A 21,423-nucleotide genomic window follows, 5' to 3' on the forward strand; every position below is an offset into this window, starting at 1 on the left:
CCCTCAGGCGGCGTCCTGCCGGCGCACCATCTCGGCGATCCAGACGGGGGCGAACGGGGACGTGCAGCCCGGAGAGGTCGGATAGTCCTTGAGCACCTCCAGCCGCTCACCGATGCCGACGGCGCGGGCGCGGAGGCCGGGGTGATCGATCCCGATCCGGGCCAGGCAGTGGTTCATCGCCCACTGCAGACGGTCAGGAGCGTCCTTCATGCGCGCCTCGATGACGTCGAGCAGCCCCGGGAGGTCGAGGACCTCGGGCTTCTTCCCGACGCGCTCGGTGGTGAGCGCCCAGCCGGCGCTCTCGACCACGGGGTCCGGGTCGGCGGTCCAGGCCAGGCGCAGCTCCTCGGCGTGCGGGCTCTTCTTCACCACGTAGTTCACGAGCCAGTCGTGCACCTTGGGCGCGCGGGCCTCACGCACCATCGCGTCCAGGGCGTCACGCTCGAACGCCTTCGGCCGGCAGATCAGGACGGCCAGCAGCATCGCCGCGGTGTCCTCCGTCTCCCACAGCCGGCCCGCGAGTTCCTGCTGCGTCCTCAGCCGCTTCGCGAGGGCACGCAGCTTTCCGAGGTTCACCCCGTGATCGTCGCCGTGCTTCTCGTTCACCGCGCGCGCCCTCGGATCCTCCAGCGCGGCCAGTTCGGCCATCACCTCGGCCACCGTCGCGTCGGCCGGCGTCCCTGCGGCCACCTCGGCCTCCTGTAGGTCCGCTCGTCCGTTCCCCTGCCGGTCCGAACGTCGGATTCAGCGTACGACGGACCTCCGGCGCACGGCCCGTGTACCCGGTGCGGCGAGCGCCGCATGTTTGGCGGGGCCATTCGGGGTCACTCCTGTACAGCGGCGCGAGCCACCGGGAACCGACACGCCCGGATAGCGGACCCTGAGGTGCGCGCCAGGGGCGAGGAGACCTGAACCGACCGATGGTGGAACTACCACTGACCGCACAGGAGGACACGATGCGTGACGTACGCAGGATCTTGCGGGCCAAGGTGCTGAAGGCCCGCGGACTGGCCACGGAATCGGACGGCAAGGCGCTCGACGACCAGGACCGCAAGGAGGAGGGCCGACGCCGGCAGGCCGAGGCGCGCCGCCAGGAGCGGCAGGCCCGCCCCGACGGGCGTCCCGGCCGTTGAACGGGCCAGAGGTTCGGGTACCCGAGGGCGAGGACGGCCCCATGGTGCGGCCGGCCCTGCCCGACGAGTCCGGCAGGGTCCGGCGGCCGGGCGCGGAAGCTCCTCGGCCGGGCCGGGTCGTGCGGCTGCCCGGCGTCTACCGGCCACAGACCGACACCCTTCTCCTCGCCCTGGCCATGCGCCGCGAGGGCATCGGCCCGGGCACGGACCTGCTGGACCTCTGCACCGGGAGCGGCGCGCTGGCCCTGCACGCCGCCCGGCTCGGCGCCCGCGTCACCGCCGTGGACATCAGCCGCCGGGCCGTCGCGTCCGCACGGCTGAACACCGCGCTCGCCCGCCTGTCCGTCACCGTACGCAGGGGCGACCTGCTCGGGGCCCTGCCCGGCCGCACGTTCGACGCCGTGGTCAGCAATCCTCCGTACGTTCCGGCTCCCGGCCTGTCGGTGCCACGGCACGGGCCCGGCCGCTCCTGGGACGCGGGGCCCGAAGGGCGGGTGATCCTCGACCGCATCTGTGACGACGCCTTCACCGCGCTGCGCCCCGGCGGGCTGCTCCTGCTGGTCCAGTCGGGGCTGAGCCGCCCCGAGGAGACGGTCGGCCGGCTTTCCGCAGCCGGACTGGACGTCACCGTGACCGACCGGGTGACGATCCCGTTCGGCCCGGTCACCCGACGCCGGGCGGCCTGGCTGCGGGACAAGGGACTGCTGCGGGACCGTCTGGACAGGGAAGAGCTGGTGGTGATCCGTGCCCGGAAGGAATGAGACGCCCCGCCGCGTGGTGGTGAACCGGGAAGGCCCGATTCTGGTGGAGGGGCCGGTCGAGGTCGTGGGCGACGACGGCACGACGACCCGGTCCGACCGCTTCGTCGTCGCCCTCTGCACCTGCCGCCGCAGCCGCACCTACCCGTGGTGCGACACCAGCCACCGCCGCCGCAAGCCGGCCGGGCCCTCCGGGGCGCCGCCCGGCGGCCGACAGCCCCAGGAGGGCGAGGAGGAGTCCCGACCGTGACGACCCCGGACATCACCATCCACAGGAGCCCCGTGGCGTCTCCCGGACTCCCCCGGGCGCGCGGCCCCCTGAGCGGGAGCGTCCTCGCCGTGCTGGCGGGCGGCGGAGCTCCTCTGCCCGAAGCCGGTGCGGTCCGCCGCTCCGACCCGTACGGGGACGACCTCCAGCTGCTCCTGTACGTCCTGTACGAGCTCCACTACCGGGGCTTCGCGGGCGTGGACGAGCGCCTGGAATGGGACCCCGCCCTGCTCGCCGTGCGCGCGGCGGCCGAGGACGTCTTCCTGGACGCGCTGCGCCGCGACAGCGGCCCCGGCGGGAAGGACGTGGCGCAGGCGGTCGACGCGCTTCTGCTGGAGCCCGTGGGGGACGACGGCCGCAGCGTCAGCCACCACCTCCGGCGGGAGGGGGAGCTGTGGCAGCTGCGCGAGTACGCCGCCGTGCGCTCCCTCTACCACCTCAAGGAAGCCGACCCGCACCTGTGGGTGGTGCCCAGGCTCCACGGCCGGGCGAAGGCGGCGATGGTCGCCGTCGAGTTCGACGAATTCGGCGCGGGCCGGGCCGAGGACATCCACGCCCAGCTCTTCGCCGACCTGATGACCGACCTCGGCCTCGACGCGCGGTACGGCCGCTACCTCGACGCCGCGCCCGCCCAGGCCCTGGCCACCGTCAACCTGATGTCCCTCTTCGGTCTCCACCGGCGGCTGCGCGGCGCGCTCGTCGGGCACTTCGCCACCGTGGAGATCACCTCGTCCCCCGGGTCGAGAAGGCTGGCCGAGGCCCTGCGCCGCGCAGGCGCGGGCCCCGCCGCCCAGCGGTTCTACGACGAGCACGTGGAAGCCGACGCGGTCCACGAACAGGTGGTGCGCCACGAGGTGATCGGCGGCCTGCTGGAGGACGAGCCCGGCCTGGCGGCGGACGTCGTCCTGGGCATCGAGGCGACCGGCCACCTGGAAGACCTCCTCGGGGACCACCTGCTGGGGGCGTGGCGCGAGGGCCGCTCGGCCCTGCGCACACCGCTGACGCCCTGAGGAGAGGCGGGCCGAATCGGCTGTGTCCCACACCGCCACACCGTGCCCCCTCCACGAACACCGCCTGTGCCGCGCTGACTCCGGCCGGCACGCCGGCTCCACGGGCTCGGGAGAGGGCGTGCCCCGGTCGACGCCGTCCGAACTCGCCGTGGCCCGGATCGCCGCGTCCGCGTCCACCGCCCGCCGCGGTGCCGCGAGCTCCGCTCCGCCCGCCGGCATCACCGGCGAGGCCCCGCCCGGGGGTCGCACGAGGCCCCGGGCCTGACACCCGCCCCGGCCCCCGGCCCCCGGCCTCGGGTGACTCCGTTTGAACACAGGCACACGGGTAGACGGCGCAAGTCCCCGCCGATCGACCGAAAGAAGAGCCCGTGTCCCGAGACCAGCGCAAGAACATCTTCATCGTCGGAATGGACGAGGCGAACCTGCGAACGCTGGAAGCCGTTCCGGACGCCCGCCACCACCGCCTCCACCCCCTGCTCAGCATCAAGGAGTTGCAGGAGGACGAGACCACCCTCGACGAACTGATGACCCGCGCCCGCGCCGTCCTCGACGCGCATGAGGGAGGCATCGACGCGATCGTCGGCTACTGGGACTTCCCCGTGAGCACCCTCGTACCCATGCTGAGCAGGGAGTACGGCACGACGAGTGCCGACCTGGAATCCGTCGTCAAGTGCGAGCACAAGTACTGGAGTCGGCTGGAGCAGCAGAAGGTCATCGACGAGTACCCCCGCTTCGGCCGGGTGGATCTGGAGAGCGACGATCCCCGGCCGCCGGACGGCGTGAACTTCCCCATGTGGCTCAAGCCCGCCCTGGCCTACTCCTCCGAGCTGGCATTCGGCGTCTCGGACATGACGGAATTCCGGTCGGCGGTCACGGAGATACGCGAGGGAATAGCCCGGGTGGGAAAGCCCTTCGAAGCCATACTCGATCTTCTGGAACTCCCGCCGGACATGGCAGGGGTCGGCGGGCAGGTCTGTCTGGCCGAAGAGGCCATGACGGGTATCCAGGTGGCTGTCGAGGGGTATGTCCACCGTGGCGAGGTCACCGTCTACGGCGTGATCGACTCGATCAACTACCCCGGCTCCTCGTCCTTCCTGCGCCACCAGTACCCGAGCACCCTCCCGGCCCCGGTGATCCAGCGGTTGCACGAGGTCAGCGAACGCACCATGCGGCAGATCGGCATGGACGCGGCGACCTTCAGCATCGAGTACTTCTACGACCCGAAGACCGCCGACATCAGCCTGCTGGAGATCAACCCCCGGCACTCCCAGTCGCACGCGGAGATGTTCGACTTCGTCGACGGCGTGCCCAACCACCATCGGATGTTCCGGCTCGCCCTGGGCGGCGACCCGGCCCTGCCGCCCGGCGGCGGCCGCTACAAGCTGGCCGCCAAGTGGTACTACCGCTGGTTCGGCGAGGGCCGAGTCCACCAGGTGCCGACCGCCGAGGACATCGCCGCCATCGAGCGGGAGATCCCGGGCGTCCGGATCGACATGGTCCCCTCCGAGGGCCAGCGGCTCTCCTCGGTCAGCGGCCAGGACAGCTACAGCTACGAGGTCGCCCACATCTTCACCGGCGGGGACGACGAGGACGACCTGCGCCGCAAGTTCGACGCCTGCGTCGCGGCCCTCGGCCTGAGCTTCGACGAGACGCGCCCGGGCGGGCGCGGCCGGAATTCCTCGTGACGCCCCGGGTACCCGCCCCCACCGGACCCGACGTCAGGAAGGAAGCCGCCGCCCGTATGCGATACGTCGAGCAACTCCCTCACGAGACGAGGGAAGAGAACCACGTCACCATCACCATGGCGGACGGAGTGCGCCTGTCGGCCAGGATCTGGCGGCCCGCCTCGTCCGACGGGGAGCCGGTCCCCGCGGTCGTGGAGTGCATTCCCTACCGCAAGAACGACCTCACCTCGACCCGCGACGCCATCCACCACCCGTACATCGCGGGCCACGGCTACGCCTGCGTACGCGTGGACCTGCGGGGGACGGGCGAGTCGGAGGGCGTGCTCCTGGACGAGTACCTGGAGCAGGAGCAGCGCGACACCGAAGAGGTGCTGGCCTGGGTCGCCGCCCAGCCCTGGTGCGACGGGAGCACCGGAATGATGGGCATCTCCTGGGGCGCCTTCGCCGCGCTCCAGACGGCGGCCCGGCGGCCCGAGAGCCTGAAGGCCATCGTCATCGCCTCGTTCACCGACAACCGGTACGCGGACGACATGCACTACCTCGGCGGCGCCATGCTCTCCGACAACCTCGCCGAAGCCGGCACGATGTTCGCGTACGCCACCTGCCCGCCCGACCCCGCGGTGGTGGGGGAGCGGTGGCGGGACATGTGGCGGGAACGGCTGGAAGCCGCCCGGCCCTGGGTCCTCGAATGGCTCCGCCACCCGCACCGCGACGCCTACTGGCAGCACGCCTCGCTCAACGAGGACTACGCGCGGCTGCGGTGCCCCGTCCTCGCCTCCAGCGGCTGGGCCGACGGGTACTCCAACGCCGTCACCCGGCTCCTGGCCAACGTGGACGTCCCCCGCAAGGGGCTGATCGGCCCCTGGTCCCACAAGCTGCCGCACCTCGGCGAGCCCGGCCCGGCCATCGGTTACCTCCAGGAAGTCGTCAAGTGGTGGGACCACTGGCTCAAGGGCGTCGACAACGGGGTCATGGACGGGCCGATGCTCCGGACCTGGATGCAGGACAGCGTCCCGCCCTCCACGTCGTACGAGGAGCGCCCCGGCCGCTGGGTCGCCGAGCCCGCCTGGCCCTCACCGCGGATCAAGGAGGTGGCGTACCCGCTGCGGGGCTCCGCCATCGTGATGGCGGACGACCAGGAGCCACCGCCGAACGGTCGGACGCGTACGGTCCAGTCGCCGCTCTCCGTCGGCCAGTTCGCCGGCAAGTGGGCCTCCTACAACGCGCCCCCCGACCTGCCCTACGACCAGCGTGAGGAGGACGGCGGCTCCCTGGTCTTCGAGACCGAACCGCTCGCCGAGCGGATGGAGATCCTCGGCTCGCCGTCCGTCTGCCTGGAGGTGTCGGCCTCCGCCCCCGTCGCCCAGATCACCGCCAGGATCTCCGACGTCGCACCGGACGGCCGCGCCACCCGGGTGACGTACGGCGTGCTGAACCTCACCCACCGCGAGAGCGACGAGCACCCCCGGCCGCTGGAACCCGGCCGCCGCTGTCACGCCCGGATCCCGCTGAACGGGGTCGCGCAGGCGTTCCCGCCCGGCCACCGGGTCCGGCTCTCCCTCTCGACCTCGTACTGGCCCCTGGTGTGGCCGGCGCCGGCGCCCGCCCTGCTCACCGTCCATGAGGACGGCGGCGAGCTGGTTCTGCCCGTACGCCCCACCGAGGAGGCGGACGGCATGCCCCAGGCGGACTTCGAGGAGCCGGAGGGGCGCCGACCGCCGCCCGTCACCCGGCTGACCGAACCCGAGCAGGCCTGGAACGTCTCCAGGAGCCTGGTGGACTACCACTCGGCCCTCGACATCGTGAAGGACCGAGGAACGCAGCGGTACGAGGAGAACGGCATCGAGGTGGGGCTGCGGGCGTGCGAGAGGTACACCTCCGTGGCCGACGACTTCACCTCTCCGAGCGGCCGGTCCGCGTGGACCATGCGGTTCTCCCGGCCCGGCTGGGATGTGCGGGTCGAGACGAGCACCGTCCTGACCGCGAACGCGGACGAGTTCATCGTCGACGCCACCCTGGACGGCTATGAAGACGGCCGCCGGGTCTTCTCCCGCACCTGGAACGAGACCGTTCCCCGCGATCTGGCCTGACGACACGACAGGAGGGTGACACCGCACGTGTCGATCACCACCGAAGGCGCGGTGTACGCGTGCCTCGGCATCGGAGCCTTTCTCGCCGCGGCGCTGCCCCGGCTGCTCTCCCGCCTGCCGGTCTCCGTGCCGATCGTCTTTTTCGCCGCCGGAGTGCTCCTCTACCTGACACCGCTGCCGCTGCCCGCGGTCGACCCGGTCGCCGACCGCGTCTGGGCGCACCACCTCACCGAGCTCTGCGTGATCGTCTCGCTGATGGGAGCGGGCCTGGCCATCAACCGCCCCTTCGGGTGGAGCTCCTGGGCCTCGACCTGGCGGCTGCTCGGGCTGGCGATGCCGCTGACGATCGGGGCGACGGCGCTGGCCGTGTGGGGGCTGCTCGGCTGGCCGGTGTCCGCGGCGCTCCTGGTGGCCGCGGTCCTCGCGCCGACGGATCCCGTGCTCGCCTCCGAGGTGCGCGTGGGGGAACCGTCCGCCGAGAAGGAGGACGAGGACGAGGTCCGTTTCGCGCTGACGAGCGAGGCCGGACTCAACGACGGCCTCGCCTTCCCGTTCGTGTCCGCGGCCGTCGCCCTGGCCGCCGCCGGGGAGAGCTGGACCGGGGGCTGGCTGACGCACTGGCTCTGGAGCGACGTGCTCGTCCGGGTCTCCGTGGGCGTGGCCGTGGGCCTCGCCATCGGCCTCCTGCTGGGGCGGGTGCTCTTCCGGTCCCGCGCCAGATCGCTGCGGCTCGCCGAGCAGGGGGAGGGCTTCGTGGCGCTGGCGGCGACCTTCCTGTCCTACGGCGCCGCCGAGGCTCTGCACGGGTACGGCTTCCTCGCCGTGTTCGCCACCGCGTGTGCCCTGCGCAGGTCGGAGCGCAGCCACGGTTACCACCAGGTGATGCACGCTTTCGTGGAGCAGATCGAACGCCTGTTGATGGCCCTTCTTCTCTTCGGTGTGGGCGCTTTCGTCGCTTCCGGCGGCCTGGCCGCGCTCACCTGGAGGGGGGCAGCGGTCGGCGTGCTGCTGCACCTCCTCATCCGCCCGGCCGCCGGCCGGCTCGCCCTCCTGCGGGGCCCGGGCCGCCCGAACGAGCGCGCGGCGGCCGCCTTCTTCGGGATCCGGGGCATCGGCTCGCTCTTCTATCTCGCCTATGCCTTCGGGGAGGGCGAGTTCGGGCCGTACGCGAGGGAGATGTGGGCGGTCGTCGTCTTCGCCGTCCTGATCTCCGTCGTGGTCCACGGGGTGGCGGCGGCCCCGGTGACCTCCTACCTCGACCGGCGCTCGGCCGAGTCCTCCCGACGCGATGCCCGCACCGGCCCCGGCCCTGAGCCCGGGTGAGCCGTGTCTCACCGGGGCCCCACGACTTGTCTATGCAACGAGTTGCATAGAAGGATCGCGGTATGGCCCTCGACCACGCGATCCTCGTCTCCCTGCTGGAGAAGCCCGGCTCCGGCTATGAGCTGGCCCGGCGGTTCGAACGGTCCATCGGGTACTTCTGGACCGCCACCCATCAGCAGATCTACCGCGTGCTCGCGCGCATGGTGACCGACGGCCTGCTCCTCGTCCGCGAGGTGGAGCAGCAGGGCCGGCCGGACAAGAAGGAGTACTCCGTGACCGGGACCGGCCGCGCGGCCCTCGCCGCGTGGCTGCACAAGCCGATCGAACCGGAGAGCCTCCGGCACGACCTCGCCGTGAAGATCCGGGGAGCGGCCTTCGACGACCCGGCCGCCCTGATCCGCGAGGTCGAGCGGCACCACCAGGCGCACCGGGGCCGGCTCGCGCACTACCTCGCCGGGGAAGTGCGCGACTTCACCGGGCCCGACGCCCCCGCGCCCTTGGACGCGGGGCAGGAGCTCCAGCACGTCGTGCTGCGCGGCGGCATCGCGTACGAGCGCATGACGATCGCCTGGCTCGACGACGTACTCGACACCCTCAACCGGCTCGCGGCCTCGGAGCCGGACGCCTGAACGGCGCCCGGGCCACCACCTCCGTAACCACCACGACCCCCACCCTCCCCGGAAGGCACCGCCATGGCTGAGTCCGCGTCCTTGCTGTTCAACCCGCGTACCTACGACCCCCAGCACTTCGACCCGGAGACCCGCAGGCTGCTGCGCGCCACCGTCGACTGGTTCGAGGAGCGCGGCAAGCGCCGGCTGATCGAGGACTACCGCTCCCGCGCCTGGCTGGGCGACTTCCTCGCCTTCTCCGCGAAGGAGGGGCTGTTCGTCACCTTCCTGACCCCCGCCTCCGCCGCGGGCGACAAGGACCAGCGCTGGGACACCGCCCGGATCGCCGCACTCAACGAGATCTTCGGGTTCTACGGTCTGGACTACTGGTACGCCTGGCAGGTGACCATCCTCGGCCTCGGCCCGGTCTGGCAGAGCGACAACGCCGCCGCCCGCGACCGGGCGGCCGGACTCCTCTCCCAGGGCGAGGTGTTCGCCTTTGGTCTCTCCGAGAAGACCCACGGTGCCGACATCTACTCCACCGACATGCTGCTGGAGCCGGACAGCGAGGTCGACGGCGGCTTCCGGGCCTCCGGCTCCAAGTACTACATCGGCAACGGCAACGCCGCCGGTCTCGTCTCCGTCTTCGGCCGGCGCACGGACGTCGAGGGCCCCGACGGTTACGTCTTCTTCGCGGCCGACAGCCGTCACGAGGCGTACCACCTGGTGAAGAACGTCGTCGACTCCTCCAAGTACGTCAGCGAGTTCCGCCTCGCCGGCTATCCGGTGGCCCCCGCCGACATCCTGCACACCGGCCGAGCCGCGTTCGACGCCGCGCTCAACACCGTCAACGTCGGCAAGTTCAACCTCTGCACCGCCTCCATCGGCATCTGCGAGCACGCGATGTACGAGGCCGTCACCCACGCGAGCAACCGCATCCTCTACGGCCGCCCCGTCACCGCCTTCCCGCACGTGCGCCGCGAGCTGACCGACGCCTATGTCCGGCTCGTCGGGATGAAGCTGTTCAGCGACCGCGCCGTCGACTACTTCCGCTCCGCCGGGCCCGAGGACCGCCGCTATCTGCTCTTCAACCCGATGACGAAGATGAAGGTGACCACGGAGGGCGAGAAGGTCATCGACCTCATGTGGGATGTCATCGCCGCCAAGGGCTTCGAGAAGGACACCTACTTCGCCCAGGCCGCCGTCGAGATCCGGGGCCTGCCGAAGCTGGAGGGCACGGTCCACGTGAACCTCGCGCTGATCCTCAAGTTCCTGCGCAACCACCTGCTGAACCCGGTCGACTTCCCGGCCGTCCCGACGCGCCTGGACGCCGCCGACGACGCGTTCCTCTTCCGGCAGGGACCCGCCCGCGGCCTCGGCTCCGTACGCTTCCACGACTGGCGCCCCGCGTTCGACGCGTACGCCGAGGTGCCCAACGTCGCCCGCTTCCGCGAGCAGGCGGACGCCCTGTGCGCCTTCGTCGAGACGGCCGCCCCCGACGAGGAGCAGAGCCGCGACCTCGACCTCCTCCTCGCCGTCGGCCAGTTGTTCGCGCTTGTCGTCCACGGCCAGCTGATCCTGGAGCAGGCCCGCCTGACCGGTCTCGACGAGGAGCTGCTCGACGAACTGTTCGCCGTGCTCGTGCGCGACTTCTCGGCGCACGCCGTCGAACTGCACGGCAAGGACTTCGCCACCGAGGACCAGCAGCGCTGGGCGCTCGGAGCGGTACGCCGTCCCGTCGTCGACGCGGCCCGTTCGGCGCGGATCTGGGAGCGCGTCGAGGCGCTGTCGGGGGCGTACGAGATGGCGGAGTAGCCCTTCGGCGTGAGCACCTCCCCTCGTCGTGCAATGTCGGGTGCCGCGTCTCGCGCGACCGTCAGGCCGCGCCCGGGGTCCGTCCGTCCGGCAGGAAGAGCACCGAGTTGATGTACCGCTCCCGGTGCGGGACGAAGGCCCGGCGCAGCAGACCCTGGTGCACCAGGTGCTCCGTCCGCGCCTGGTGGGCCACCAGGTCGAACCCGTCGAGCGTGATCCAGCGCCGGCCCGCCAGCAGCCAGCCCGCGTAGCCCTGGCCGGTCAGCAGGTCGACCGCCGGTGCGATCGGGCCGAGCCGGCTCTCCAGCTCGACGAGCACGGCCGGACGGTCCTTGCGCAGCAGCTCCGCCGCACCGAGCAGCGCCGCCCGCTCGCCGCCGTCGACATCCATCTTCACGAAGCCGACCCCGCTCAGTCCGAGACTGTCGACGGTGATCGACGGCACCTCCAGGCAGTGCGCGTGGATGTCGCGGCGGGCCAGCGACGACACCCCCCGGTCGCCGCTGTCGCCCTCCGGGAACCACAGCCGCGCCGTGCCCGGCCGGTCGGTCGCCGCGCCCTGGACCACCCGGGCGTTCGACGGCAGCGTCCGGCGCAGGTGCTCGGCCAGATGCGGCACGGGCTCGATGGTGACCACCTCGGCGCAGCGGGCGGCGAGCCGCCGCGACCAGGGGCCGTACCAGCCACCGATGTCGACGGCGATACCGTCCGGCGGGCAGAAGTCGGCGAGCCGCCGGAGCTCGGGCTCGAAGCGCGGGTACAGGGCGACGGCGGCCGAGCCGACGAGGCCCCCGGGCAGGCGTGACGCCACCGCCGCGGCGAACGTGGTCACGTCGCCGAGGCCTTGAGCCGGGTGAGCAGCCGCTCGTGGTCGTCCGCCCCGACCTTTCTGCCCGAGGAGGGCAGCAGCTGCGGGATGCCGTCCACGATCGGGTAACTCAGGCGCAGCCGTGGGTTGTAGAGGGCCTCCTCTTCGGCCAGCAGGGACAGCGGGCCCTTGTCCAGCGGGCAGGCCAGCAGGGCCAGCAGCGGGTCGTCGGGGTTCATCGGGTAGCTCCTCGGTGTCGGAGGTGTCGAAGGTGTCGAAGGGCAGAGGTGGCAGAGGTGGCAGAGGTGGCGGGAGTGTCGCGGTGGTGCCGGATCCGGGGTCAGGACGGGGCCGCGGGCCGAGCGTCGTGGCGCGGCATGGCCAGCAGGACGGAGAGGGCGAGCGCCGTGCCGCCCACGCGCAGGGCCAGCAGCAGCGGATCGTCGGGAAGCGTCTCGCCGAAGGCGAGCGTCCCGAGGACCGCGGTGAACAGGCTGGTCACCGTGGTGCACACCGGCACGATGAGGGAGGCCCGGCAGCGCTGCAACGCCGTCTGCGACATCACCAGACCGGCCCCCGCCGTGAACAGCAGCAGATACGGATACGGGGACGCCAGCAGCGACCACGCGGCCTCGCCGAGACCCGTCCCGGTCAGGCGGCTGGACGTGCCCTTGATGGCCAGCGAGCTGACCCCGTAGAGCAGGCCCACCGCCACCCCGTACCCGATGCCGCTGGTCGGGACCCGGTGCCGTCTGGCCGCCCGGCTCTCGACCCGTACGTACAGCCAGACGCCCGCCCCCAGCGCGGGCACGCAGACCAGGAGCACCAGCGCCCACGGCGCGCCGCCGCCCACCACGTCCTCGCCCTCGCGCACCGAGGCGACGACCATCAGCAGGGCGACCAGCACCCCGCCCAGCGCATAGCGTTCGCGGCCCGTCGACTCCTCGCCGAGCACGGCCGACGACAACAGCAGAAGCAGCACCAGACCGGAGACGAAGATGCCCTGCGCCGCCGCGATCGGCAGCGCCCGGTAGACGACCAGCTGGGCCCCGAACCCGGCCGCCAGCGCCAGCGCGCCGACGATCCACAGCGGACTGGTCAGCAGTACCCGGACCACCCGCAGCGGCCGGCCCGCCGAGAGCGCGGGCAGCGAGCCGAGGGCCCGCTTCTCCACCACGAACCCCACGCTGTACAGCGCGTTGGCGATCAGCGCCGCGCCGACACCCCACCACACCGCGCTACCTCCGCCGCGCGTGGGCCAGCAGGATGGAGGCGGCCCCGGGCACCGAGCACGCCGCCCGGTCCAGCAGCCGCAGCGGGCGCGGCACCCCGTGGAAGGGGGCGCCCGTGATCCGCACGTCGTCGAAGCCGGACGCCGCCAGGAACGAGCGCAGCGCACGGGCCGTGTACAGCCGCAGATGCCCGACCACCTCGGAGCCGGGGCGGCCGTGGATGCCGCGCAGACTGACCTCCGAGAACACCGGCTGCACCCCGGCGAGCAGCAGCGCCCGGTTGTACCAGGCCGCCAGGTTCGGGGTGGACAGCATCAGATGGCCGCCGGGCCGCAGGACCCTCCGCAGCTCGTCCAGCGCCTGGTCCGGGTCGACCAGATGCTCCAGGATCTCGCTGAACAGCACCGCGTCCGCGCACCCGTCGGCCAGCGGCAGCCCGCCGTGCTCCAGCTCGCCGCGGACCACGAGACCCATCCGCGGCCGGGCCCTGCGCAGGGCGTCCTGCGACCAGTCGACGCCGATCAGCCGGTGACCGGCGAGGACCGGGGCCGCCGTGGCCGCCGCCGTGCCGTCGCCGCACCCGATGTCGAGGATCACCTGCCCCGGGGCGCCCAGCGCGTCGGCCAGCAGCCGGGCCTGCCGCAGGGTGCGCCCGTCGCCCGAGGCGACGGGAACGGCCGGGTTCTCGTAGAAGTCCCGCAGCCCGGGCGGGGGAGGGGCGGTGCCGGTCATGCGGTCTCCGAGGACGTCGAGGCCAGGTGACGGGTGAACAGCTCGCGCAGGCGTACGCCGTCCTCGTCGCCCAGCAGGGTGCGCGACCAGCGCAGCGCCAGATGCAGCCGGCCGCCCGTGGACGCCGTGGTGAACGTCAGCCCCCGGGGCATCCGGGCGGGCGCGGAGAACCACACGGCCGTCGCCCGGCCCGCCTCCCCGAAGTCCAACGGGTACGGCACCCGGCCGATGTTGCTCAGCAGCGTCGTCGAGGTCCACGGCCCCGCCAGCACCCGCAGCCCCCGCGTGAGGGCGGCGCGGGCGGCCACCGGCAGCAGCGGCGCGGTCAGCAGGGAGGCGGAACGGCCCAACGGGGGACGGGGGCGCGCCTTGAGCACCCGGGTGCGCTCCGCGGTCGCCCGGAGCAGTGCGGGGAGGTCGGTCCCGGGCGCCAGTTCGGACGCGGCGAAGCCGACCTCCACCAGCCGGGTGCCGTTCCCGATCGGCATCTCGGGGCCCCGGGTGCGGTCGTCGACCGGCATGGTGATCCGCAGCGGCCGGCGGTCGGCCCCCGGCCCGCCCCGCTCCCGGTTCCAGTCGGCCACCGTGAGCGCGGTGGCCACCATCAGCTGGTCGTTCACCGTGTACGGCGCGCCGGACTCCCGCTTCGGGACCGGCAGTTCGACCAGCAGCATGGCGTTGCCCGGTACCGGCGAGGGCCCGGGCGAGCCCGCCGCGATCCGGGCGGGCCGGGCCAGCGGCGCCGCGGGGGACTCCCCGACGGACGGCTCGGACGCCGGCCGCGCGGGTGCGGGGGCCGGCGGGGTGCGCCGCGCCCCGTAGACCTCGGCGGCCGTCGCCGCCAGCCGCATGCAGGCCGGGCCGTCGAGGGCGGTGTGGTGCACGGTGAAGAGCAGCACACACCCTGCGGCGCCCGGCTCCTCGACCACGGCGAGCCGCAGCGGCGGCGACGCCGTCAGCGGAGGGGCCTCGTCCAGCGCCCGCGCCCGGGCCCGGGCGAGCGCCCCGGGCGCGGACGGTGGGAAGGAGACCGGATCCGTGTCGGGGCTCCCGGTCAGCTCCCACTCGTAACGCCGGGCGAACGGGGACCGGGGGCGCTCCCGCATCAGCGCCCGGGGGTGCCGGGCGAGCGCCTCGGCGAACGCGGAGCGCAGCCGCCCCTCGTCCACCCGGCCGGGCAGGTGGATCTCGATGTGCACCGTGTTCGGCTCGGTGTCCTGCGCACAGTGCCGGGCCACCTCGTCGACCACGGGGAACGGCACCCGGGCCGGGGCCCCGGGCCGGGACATGCCGCCCCGTGCCCGGGGGTGCTGCGTGGTCGCCATCAGGTGCCCCCTCCGGGACGGGACGGCGGCGGCTGCTGACCGCCGGGCTGCCGCGTCGGACCGTCACCGCCATGGCCGTCACCGCCATGGCCGTCGCCGTGGCTGCCGCCTTCGCCTTCGCCTTCGCCTTCGCCTTCGCCCGAGCCGGATCCGTACCCGAATCCGGGCGCGGGAGGCGGAGTTCCCTGCGGACGCTTCGGGTCGGTGGACAGCGTCCGGCCCGAAGCGGCGGCGGCCTGCGCCGGCACCGTGGGCGCCTCGCCGCCCGCCGCGCCCCGGCCCCTGGCGGCCCGCCTGCCGAGCGGCTCGCGCCCGACCGTGACCAGGGCGGCGAACAGGCCGACCACCGCCAGGAACTGGGCTGTCGCGCCGAACGCGCCCTCTCCCGCCGCCGTGGTCTCCCCGGTGCCCACCGCCGCGACGACACCCGCGGCGGCCATCGCCGCGAACGCGACGGGCGCGAGCAGCCTCTGCCGGAAGTGGGCGAGCACGGCGAGGACCGGCACCGCCAGGGCGAGCGGCCCCGCGATCACCACCCCCACCAGGGTGAGCGCCACCGTGCCCAGGACCAGACCCGGACCGGGCGCGACGGGCTGCTCCTCGGCCGCGTACGGCTCCGCCCCCCGACGCCGCACGAACGCGAGCCCCACGAGCGCCAGGAGCAGGACCCCGGCGCCGATCAGACCCACCTGGTAGATCCGGGCCGGCTCGTACTCCAGGGTGACCTTGCCGCCCTCGCCCTCCGGGATCAGCCAGGCCTGTTGCCAGCCGTCGATCCGCAGCGGCGTCAGCTCCTCGCCGTCCAGGGTGGCCTTCCAGCCCTTGTTGTGGTTCTCGTGGATCTGGAGGTAGGAGGCCTGGCCCGCGCCGACGGCGATCGTGCGCCGGTCGCCGTCGCCCCGCTCGACGTCCACCGAACGCGGCGTGCTCGCCTCGGCCTCGGTGGTTCCGTTGCTCAGCGTGACGTCCGTGATGGCGAGGGGTCCCGCGTCACCCGCCTCCACGGTGGTGGACGAGGCGGCCAGCTCCACCGTGCCGCCCTCGGTGCACGGCGTGACCTCGATGGGCCGGCGCTGCGTCAGGTCCCGCACCAGGCCTTCGGCGCGGGTCTCCAGGAACGTACCGCCGACGGACAGGACCGGGCCCTTGCCGCAGGCCAGGCTGAAGGTCTTGTCCGGCTTGGGCTGCGGCGAGCGGTACTCCTCCAGGGCCGGGACGTAGACCTCGCTCAGCCCCACCGGCAGCTGCAACTGGTCGCCGGCGACCGGGTTGTGAACGGTCAGCGGCGCCTGACGCGAGATGGTGATGTCCATCCGGTCGGTCCTGATGGGCGAGAAGCGCGCCATGCCGTTCTCGTCCACCGAGGCCACCGCGGTGCCGTCGGGGGAGCTGATCTGCACCTGCTCAGGGCGGGTGGACAGGCCGCCGGCCGCCGCGAAGACGATCTCCCCGACCTCCTTCTTCTCCGGCCAGGACAGATGCAGTACGGGGCGTTCGCCCGCGATCCACGCCGTGGTCAGATCGCCGTCGGTCAGATTGCGCGGAGTGAGGCTGGTGCCCAGCCGCGCCGTGGAGTCGGCGCTCACGTCGATCTTGTCCCGCTCGCCCGTCAGCTCGAAGAGCAGCTTGTCCAGGGCCTCGCCGGGCACCGGCACCGCGCTCGCGGACACCTTGTACGCGCCCGCCTCCTGGGCGGTGAACTGCCGGTGCAGGCCGACCTCGGCCGCCACCGACGACAGACCGCCCGGGTCGCTGCCCCGCCGCAGCGAGTAGAGAGTGGAGTCCGCGCCCTCGCGCGGCGCGTCGGAGGGCAGCTCCAGCATCCGGGTCACCTGCACCCCGGGGATCGCGATGTCGGTGAAGCCGGCGCCGGTGAGCCCGGGACGCCCCTGCTGGGACTCCAGGATCGTCACCTTCAGCCAGGAAGCCTGCCCGGCGGGCGCGGCCACCGGCTGCGCCGATCCGTCCGTCCTCAGCGGGCTGTCCTTGAAGCCCCGCTCGGTCTCGACCCGGACGACGGTCGGCGCGGCCCGCACGTTGGCGCTGGGCAGCGGCGTCACCTGGAGCGAGCCCGGAAGCTCCGTCGGAGTGGTGAAGTCGATCCGCACCCACTCGTCCTCGGGAGAGCCCGGGGACCCCTCCGCCCAGCCGGTGTCCGGGTTGCCGTCGAAGGCGTTGACCGGGTCGTACTGCGGCAGATGGAACAGCCAGTTCCCCACCGACGAGGCGCTGACCTTCTTGGCGCCCCGCAGCACGGCCGTCGTCTGGTGCTCCGCGCCCGAGGTCGGCAGGATCTGCCGGGGGCTCCGGTCCGGATCCTGCGTGGCCTCCACCGCGTTGCGCTCATCAGCGGTGTACGTGTACGAGGTGTTGGAGTTGACCAGACCGAACCGGGTGTCGGCGCGCCGTAGCCCGTCGCCCGCCGCGTACAGCGACGGGCGTCCCAGACCCGGGTGCGCGTCGCCGGCCAGCACGGCCGGCCGGCCGTTCAGCGCGCCGCTCGCCGACAGCGGCAGCAGGGACTCGGGCCCGCCGCTCACGACGGCCGTCGAGGCCACCGGGGACGTGGTCGCCCGCCCCGGACGCTCGGTCCCGGCGGGCGGCTCGTAGATCTCCACGGCCCGCTGCCGCGGATAGAGGCCCTCGACCTGCACGGGGGTGTCCGCCGCGATCCGGCCGCCGGTCATCACCGGACCGAAACCGGTCACGCGCCGGTACCCGGACGCCTCCAGGGTGCGCTTCACCGTGGCCGTGGGGACGTACCCCAACTGGTCGGGATCCAGGTCGTTGCGGACCACCACATAGTGCAGCCCCGCCCGGTTGAGGTACTCGCTCAGCCCTGGCACCTCGCCGCCGGTGGTCAGCGCCTGCTCGACGGCGTCCATCGCCCGCCGGTTGCCCGGCGTGCCGAACGGCACGTAATCCCGTTGCGCCCAGGGCGAGTTCGCCAGCACGTCCAGCGGCTGGTCGATCGGGGAGCCCCAGGTGTAGATGCCGTGCGCGGTCGCGGGAACCACCAGGGCGCGGTCGTCGGCCGAGTTCTTCTTCAGCCAACTCCCGGTCGTCTCCCAGTACGCGGGCAGCTGCTGGAACGAACCCGTCTGGAGGATCGAGCCGTTGACGTACGGCCAGGCGAGACCCGGCAGCACGAGCGCGGCGGCGATCACCGGCACGAGCCGGCGGGCGCGCACCGCGCTGCCGCCGCCCCGCGCCGCCGCGGCGACGGAGGCCACCGCCGTGAGGTGCGCGAGACCCAGGGCCAGGGCCAGCGCCAGACCCGTCTGGAACTTGTAGATATTGCGGAACGGCACCAGCCAGCCGTCCAGCCAGTTCTGCACGGTCCCGTGGAACAGCCCGCCCAGCGCACCGCCGTAACCGGCGAGCGTGATGAGCGCGACGCTCAGCACAGTCAGCACCAGCCAGCGGCGCTCGGGCAGATCACGGCGCGCCAGACCCGCCAGGCCCAGGGCGGCGGCGAGCGCCGAGCCCAGGATGGTGACGGTCGCGGTGGCGACGGTCCAGCCGGCGGGCAGCCAGGCCTCGCCGAAGTTCAGATAGCCGACCCAGTTACCGCCCCCGCGCAGCACCTCGGTCGCCGACATGGTCGTCGTGGTGGTGTACGAGGACTCCACGTACGGCATGAAGTTCTCGCCGTAGATCCCCAGCAGCAGCAGCGGAACGATCCACCAGGCGGTCGCCAGGATCACGCCCGGAATCCACCAGGCCAGCAGGGCGCGCTTGCGCGGCCCACCGGGACGGGACAGCAGATACAGCCCCACCGGCAGCAGCGAGGCCAGCGTGGACGCGGCGTTGACGCCGCCCATCAGCGGGATCAGCAGCGCGGACCGGGCCGCCGCGATCCTCGGTGAGAGGCGCGGGTCCGTCAGCGGCAGCAGCACCCACGGCAGCAGGGCGCCCGGCAGGGCCGCCGCCGAGGTCGAGCCCACGACGATGGTGTACGTCGGCCACAGCGCGTACGCGACCGCGGCCGGCAGCCGGGTGGCCGGGGAACCCACGGCCAGCCGCTCCGCCAGCCGGAGCGCACCCCAGAAGGCGGTCGCCACGATCAGCGACAGCCACAGCCGCTCCGCGAGCCAGACCGGTAGGTGCAGCAGGTCGGCGGCCCCGTAGTACGGCAGCATCGGGATGGCGTAGCCGACGTACTGGTCGGCGATCCCGCCGAACCCGGCCCGGCTGTGCCACAGCTCGCCCAGGTCTCCCAGGAAGCGCCAGGGGTCCGCGACGACGCCGAGCTTGGTGTCGAACGTCATCCGGCCGGGCGACACCGCGAGGAAGGCCGCGAACACGGCGGCCCAGAAGCCCAGCAGCCAGCGCCGTGAGCGGGGCGTGGGCGGTCCGTCGGCGGGACCGGACGGCGCGGGACCCGCGCCCTCCGGGACCGTGGACCGGGGTGGGTGGACAGCGCTGGTCATGAACACCGCCGGAGGATGAGGAGGAGGTTCCAGGTGGCGAATTCCCGCAGTACGGGGATGCGCGGCACGAGCTGGGGAAGGACGGGCCAGTAGCGCGAGCGTGCTGAGACGACGGTCACGTCGGAGCGGCTCCGGACGTGGCTCAGGGTCTCCCCGACGCCGATCTTGAAGAGGTTCTCGCCGAGCCGGTGCTTGGCCGGGCCACCGGTGCGCCGCTCGTAGCGGCTCCGGGCGCGGTCGGCGCCGAAGTAGTGCCAGGGCGCCCACTCATGGCCGCCCCACGGGGAGAGCCAGTTGGTGTACGAGACGTAGATGAGGCCGCCGGGGCGGGTCACCCGCGCCATCTCGCTGAGGAAGGTGTGCGGATCGGCGACGTGCTCCAGCACGTTGGAGGAGAAGCAGACGTCGGCCGCGCCGTCGGCGAGCGGCAGCAGATAGCCGTCGGCGACGACGGTGTCCGCGCGCTGCCCGGGGCCGATCTCCGCCGGATCCGGTTCGAAGAGGTAGCTGTGCGCACCGCGCCGCCGGAACTCGCGGGTGAAGTAGCCGTCGCCGCCGCCGACGTCCACGACGACCTTGTCGCGGAGCGGGCCGTGCCGCTCGACCTGGTCGGCCGCGTCGCGGGCCAGCAGGGTGTACGCCGTGGCGGGGTCGCCCTGTTCGCGCAGGAAGGCGCGGAGCAGGGCGGCCGATCGCCGGAACGAGGGGTCCTTCACGCGCTCGCGCCGATCACCGGGGCGCTCGGGCCGCCCGCGGACCCGGCGCTCGCACCGGCGGCCGCCTCGGCGGCGACCGCGGCGAACCGGCGCACACTGGCGGCCCACCGGTAGTCGGCGGCCCGTTCGCGGGCCGCCCTGCCCATCGCCTCGCGCCGCTCGTCGTCCAGCGCGAGCGCGCACCAGGAGGCGGCGAAGGACGACGCGCCCGGGGCGAGGATCCCGGTGACACCGTCCTCGACGGAGTCGCGCAGCCCCGGCACGTCGAAGCCCAGGGTCGGGGTGGACCGGGCCGCGGCCTCCGTGACGACGAGACCCCATCCCTCCACGGCCGCCGGGTGCAGCAGCATCCACGCGGCGCAGAGCAGCCGGTGCTTCTCCGCCTCGGTCACATGACCGGCGAACTCCACTCCAGGGCCGGCGAGTTGTTCCAGCCGGGCCCGCTCGGGGCCGTCACCGACGATGACGAGCCGACCGCCGGTGACCGGCCGGACCCGCTCCCAGAGCTGGAGCAGCAGATCGATGCGCTTGTAGTCGACGAGCCGGCCCAGTGCCACGAACAGCGGGGTGGCGGACCGCGCGCCCTGCGGGCTCGGCTCCTGGACGCCGTTGTGCACCACCCGGATCCGCCGGTCGGGCACGCCCAGTTCGCGCAGGGCGCCCGCCGTGGACGGGGACACCGCGATCATCAGGTGGTCGCGGTAGGCCCGGGACAGGGCCCAGTGTTCGAGCTTGCGCCCGGCACGGGCCACCGGCGTCGGGAAGCGCATGTCCCACAGGTCGGTGTGCACGTGGTTGACCAGGCAGACCGTGGGTCCGCGGTGCCACAGCGGGGCCAGGTACGGCATGCCGTTGCAGACCTCGACGAGCAGGTCGCAGGTGCCGATCCGCCGGGCGAAGGCGGACCGCGCGCCGACGTAGTGCCCCAGGGCGGAGCCTGCCGAGACGACCCGGTAGGGCCGGCGGGCGGCCGGTCCGCCGCACAGCAGCGTGACGTCGTGGCCCTGCTCGGTGAGGCCCAGGGCGAGCTGGTCGACCAGCAGCTCGGAGCCGCCGGCGGCCGGATTGCCCAGGTCGCGATGGGCGAGGAAGACGATGCGTCGGGGGGGCGCGGGGACCGTGGCGGGCGCCGGGCCCTGACCCGGACGCGCGACGGCGTCGAGCAGTGGGGGAGGGACGTGCTGGGGCATGGGTGCTCCAACTCGGCTCGGGGGGCGGGGACTAGGGGAGCGGCCCTCGGGGCGAGGGCCGCTTGGAGCGGGGACGTACCGGGAGGCCGGGACAGGGGCGCGCCGGGCCGGGGAGCCCGGCCGCGGGGCGAGGGATCGAGAAGAGGGGATGAGGGTGATGAGGGTGATGGGCGTGTTGGGCGTGATGAGGACGTGAAGAGGAGAAGGACGGACGGGACGAGACCGGGGGGCCGTGCTCTGGTGGGGATAGACAGTTTTCGGCACGGGTACGCGCCCGGCTACTCACCGGTGCAACAA

Annotated in this window: 18 protein-coding genes; 9 read left to right on the top strand and 9 right to left on the bottom strand. The window is 73.2% G+C overall.

Annotated elements, in window-relative coordinates; all coding sequences use genetic code 11:
- Positions 1–3 precede the first annotated feature (3 nt).
- On the bottom strand, positions 4–690 hold the full coding sequence (locus D581_RS0114865) for a DNA alkylation repair protein (RefSeq protein WP_018958010.1): 687 nt from the start codon (positions 688–690) through the stop codon (positions 4–6).
- A gap of 230 nt (positions 691–920) precedes the next feature.
- On the opposite strand from D581_RS0114865, the gene D581_RS0114870 reads away from it, so the two are divergent.
- The 9 genes from D581_RS0114870 to D581_RS0114915 all read left to right on the top strand — a co-directional run bounded on the left by D581_RS0114870 (position 921) and on the right by D581_RS0114915 (position 10,690).
- Entirely contained in the window at positions 921–1,133 is a 213-nt protein-coding gene (locus tag D581_RS0114870; RefSeq protein WP_018958011.1) for a hypothetical protein, read from the top strand.
- Positions 1,134–1,174: 41 nt separating this feature from the next.
- A complete protein-coding gene (locus D581_RS0114875) occupies positions 1,175–1,894 on the top strand; it encodes a HemK2/MTQ2 family protein methyltransferase (protein WP_018958012.1) in 720 nt (239 codons plus the stop codon).
- Positions 1,878–2,141 carry a CDGSH iron-sulfur domain-containing protein gene (locus tag D581_RS0114880; protein WP_469222508.1) on the top strand — a complete coding sequence of 88 codons (264 nt, stop codon included), beginning with the start codon at positions 1,878–1,880 and terminating at the stop codon, positions 2,139–2,141. Before D581_RS0114875 ends, D581_RS0114880 begins: the two co-directional genes overlap by 17 nt.
- Entirely contained in the window at positions 2,138–3,169 is a 1,032-nt protein-coding gene (locus D581_RS0114885) for an iron-containing redox enzyme family protein (protein ID WP_018958014.1), read from the top strand. The genes D581_RS0114880 and D581_RS0114885 overlap by 4 nt, the downstream gene beginning before the upstream one ends.
- 368 nt (positions 3,170–3,537) lie before the next feature.
- Complete coding sequence (locus D581_RS0114895; RefSeq protein WP_018958016.1) at positions 3,538–4,854, top strand: ATP-grasp domain-containing protein; 1,317 nt, start codon at positions 3,538–3,540, stop codon at positions 4,852–4,854.
- A 56-nt stretch (positions 4,855–4,910) separates the two neighbouring features.
- Entirely contained in the window at positions 4,911–6,944 is a 2,034-nt protein-coding gene (locus tag D581_RS0114900; protein ID WP_018958017.1) for a CocE/NonD family hydrolase, read from the top strand.
- Between the two features lie 27 nt (positions 6,945–6,971).
- Positions 6,972–8,267: a cation:proton antiporter domain-containing protein gene (locus D581_RS0114905; protein ID WP_018958018.1), complete on the top strand. Its 1,296-nt coding sequence runs from the start codon at positions 6,972–6,974 to the stop codon at positions 8,265–8,267.
- A 62-nt stretch (positions 8,268–8,329) separates the two neighbouring features.
- Complete coding sequence (locus D581_RS0114910; protein WP_018958019.1) at positions 8,330–8,896, top strand: PadR family transcriptional regulator; 567 nt, start codon at positions 8,330–8,332, stop codon at positions 8,894–8,896.
- Between the two features lie 63 nt (positions 8,897–8,959).
- Positions 8,960–10,690 carry an acyl-CoA dehydrogenase family protein gene (locus D581_RS0114915; RefSeq protein WP_018958020.1) on the top strand — a complete coding sequence of 577 codons (1,731 nt, stop codon included), beginning with the start codon at positions 8,960–8,962 and terminating at the stop codon, positions 10,688–10,690.
- A 61-nt stretch (positions 10,691–10,751) separates the two neighbouring features.
- Here the strand turns inward: D581_RS0114915 and D581_RS0114920 are convergent, their stop codons facing one another.
- The 8 genes from D581_RS0114920 to D581_RS0114955 form a co-directional block, all read right to left on the bottom strand.
- On the bottom strand, positions 10,752–11,522 hold the full coding sequence (locus D581_RS0114920; protein WP_018958021.1) for an FkbM family methyltransferase: 771 nt from the start codon (positions 11,520–11,522) through the stop codon (positions 10,752–10,754).
- Positions 11,519–11,737, bottom strand: coding sequence for a Trm112 family protein (locus tag D581_RS0114925; RefSeq protein WP_007453982.1), 219 nt, complete (start codon positions 11,735–11,737; stop codon positions 11,519–11,521). The genes D581_RS0114920 and D581_RS0114925 overlap by 4 nt, the downstream gene beginning before the upstream one ends.
- Before the next feature lie 101 nt (positions 11,738–11,838).
- Complete coding sequence (locus D581_RS0114930) at positions 11,839–12,732, bottom strand: hypothetical protein (RefSeq protein WP_018958022.1); 894 nt, start codon at positions 12,730–12,732, stop codon at positions 11,839–11,841.
- Positions 12,733–12,736: 4 nt separating this feature from the next.
- Positions 12,737–13,462 carry a class I SAM-dependent methyltransferase gene (locus D581_RS0114935; RefSeq protein WP_018958023.1) on the bottom strand — a complete coding sequence of 242 codons (726 nt, stop codon included), beginning with the start codon at positions 13,460–13,462 and terminating at the stop codon, positions 12,737–12,739.
- Positions 13,459–14,787 carry a condensation protein gene (locus D581_RS0114940; protein WP_018958024.1) on the bottom strand — a complete coding sequence of 443 codons (1,329 nt, stop codon included), beginning with the start codon at positions 14,785–14,787 and terminating at the stop codon, positions 13,459–13,461. The genes D581_RS0114935 and D581_RS0114940 overlap by 4 nt, the downstream gene beginning before the upstream one ends.
- Entirely contained in the window at positions 14,787–19,220 is a 4,434-nt protein-coding gene (locus D581_RS0114945; protein ID WP_018958025.1) for an alpha-(1->3)-arabinofuranosyltransferase domain-containing protein, read from the bottom strand. The genes D581_RS0114940 and D581_RS0114945 overlap by 1 nt, the downstream gene beginning before the upstream one ends.
- Positions 19,217–19,936: a class I SAM-dependent methyltransferase gene (locus D581_RS0114950; protein ID WP_018958026.1), complete on the bottom strand. Its 720-nt coding sequence runs from the start codon at positions 19,934–19,936 to the stop codon at positions 19,217–19,219. Before D581_RS0114950 ends, D581_RS0114945 begins: the two co-directional genes overlap by 4 nt.
- Positions 19,933–21,126 (bottom strand): glycosyltransferase family 4 protein, encoded by a 1,194-nt coding sequence (locus tag D581_RS0114955; protein WP_018958027.1) that lies wholly within the window; start codon positions 21,124–21,126, stop codon positions 19,933–19,935. The genes D581_RS0114950 and D581_RS0114955 overlap by 4 nt, the downstream gene beginning before the upstream one ends.
- Positions 21,127–21,423: the final 297 nt, after the last annotated feature.

The sequence above is a fragment of the Streptomyces sp. CNB091 genome, assembly GCF_000377965.1.

Bases quoted from the DNA above. Each gene is read 5' to 3' on its own strand.
- D581_RS0114870 (WP_018958011.1), top strand. From the start codon at position 921: ATGGTGGAACTACCACTGACCGCACAGGAGGACACGATGCGTGACGTA.
- D581_RS0114875 (WP_018958012.1), top strand. From the start codon at position 1,175: ATGGTGCGGCCGGCCCTGCCCGACGAGTCCGGCAGGGTCCGGCGGCCG.
- D581_RS0114900 (WP_018958017.1), top strand. From the start codon at position 4,911: ATGCGATACGTCGAGCAACTCCCTCACGAGACGAGGGAAGAGAACCAC.
- D581_RS0114910 (WP_018958019.1), top strand. From the start codon at position 8,330: ATGGCCCTCGACCACGCGATCCTCGTCTCCCTGCTGGAGAAGCCCGGC.
- D581_RS0114915 (WP_018958020.1), top strand. From the start codon at position 8,960: ATGGCTGAGTCCGCGTCCTTGCTGTTCAACCCGCGTACCTACGACCCC.
- D581_RS0114925 (WP_007453982.1), bottom strand. From the start codon at position 11,737: ATGAACCCCGACGACCCGCTGCTGGCCCTGCTGGCCTGCCCGCTGGAC.
- D581_RS0114935 (WP_018958023.1), bottom strand. From the start codon at position 13,462: ATGACCGGCACCGCCCCTCCCCCGCCCGGGCTGCGGGACTTCTACGAG.
- D581_RS0114940 (WP_018958024.1), bottom strand. From the start codon at position 14,787: ATGGCGACCACGCAGCACCCCCGGGCACGGGGCGGCATGTCCCGGCCC.
- D581_RS0114945 (WP_018958025.1), bottom strand. From the start codon at position 19,220: ATGACCAGCGCTGTCCACCCACCCCGGTCCACGGTCCCGGAGGGCGCG.
- D581_RS0114955 (WP_018958027.1), bottom strand. From the start codon at position 21,126: ATGCCCCAGCACGTCCCTCCCCCACTGCTCGACGCCGTCGCGCGTCCG.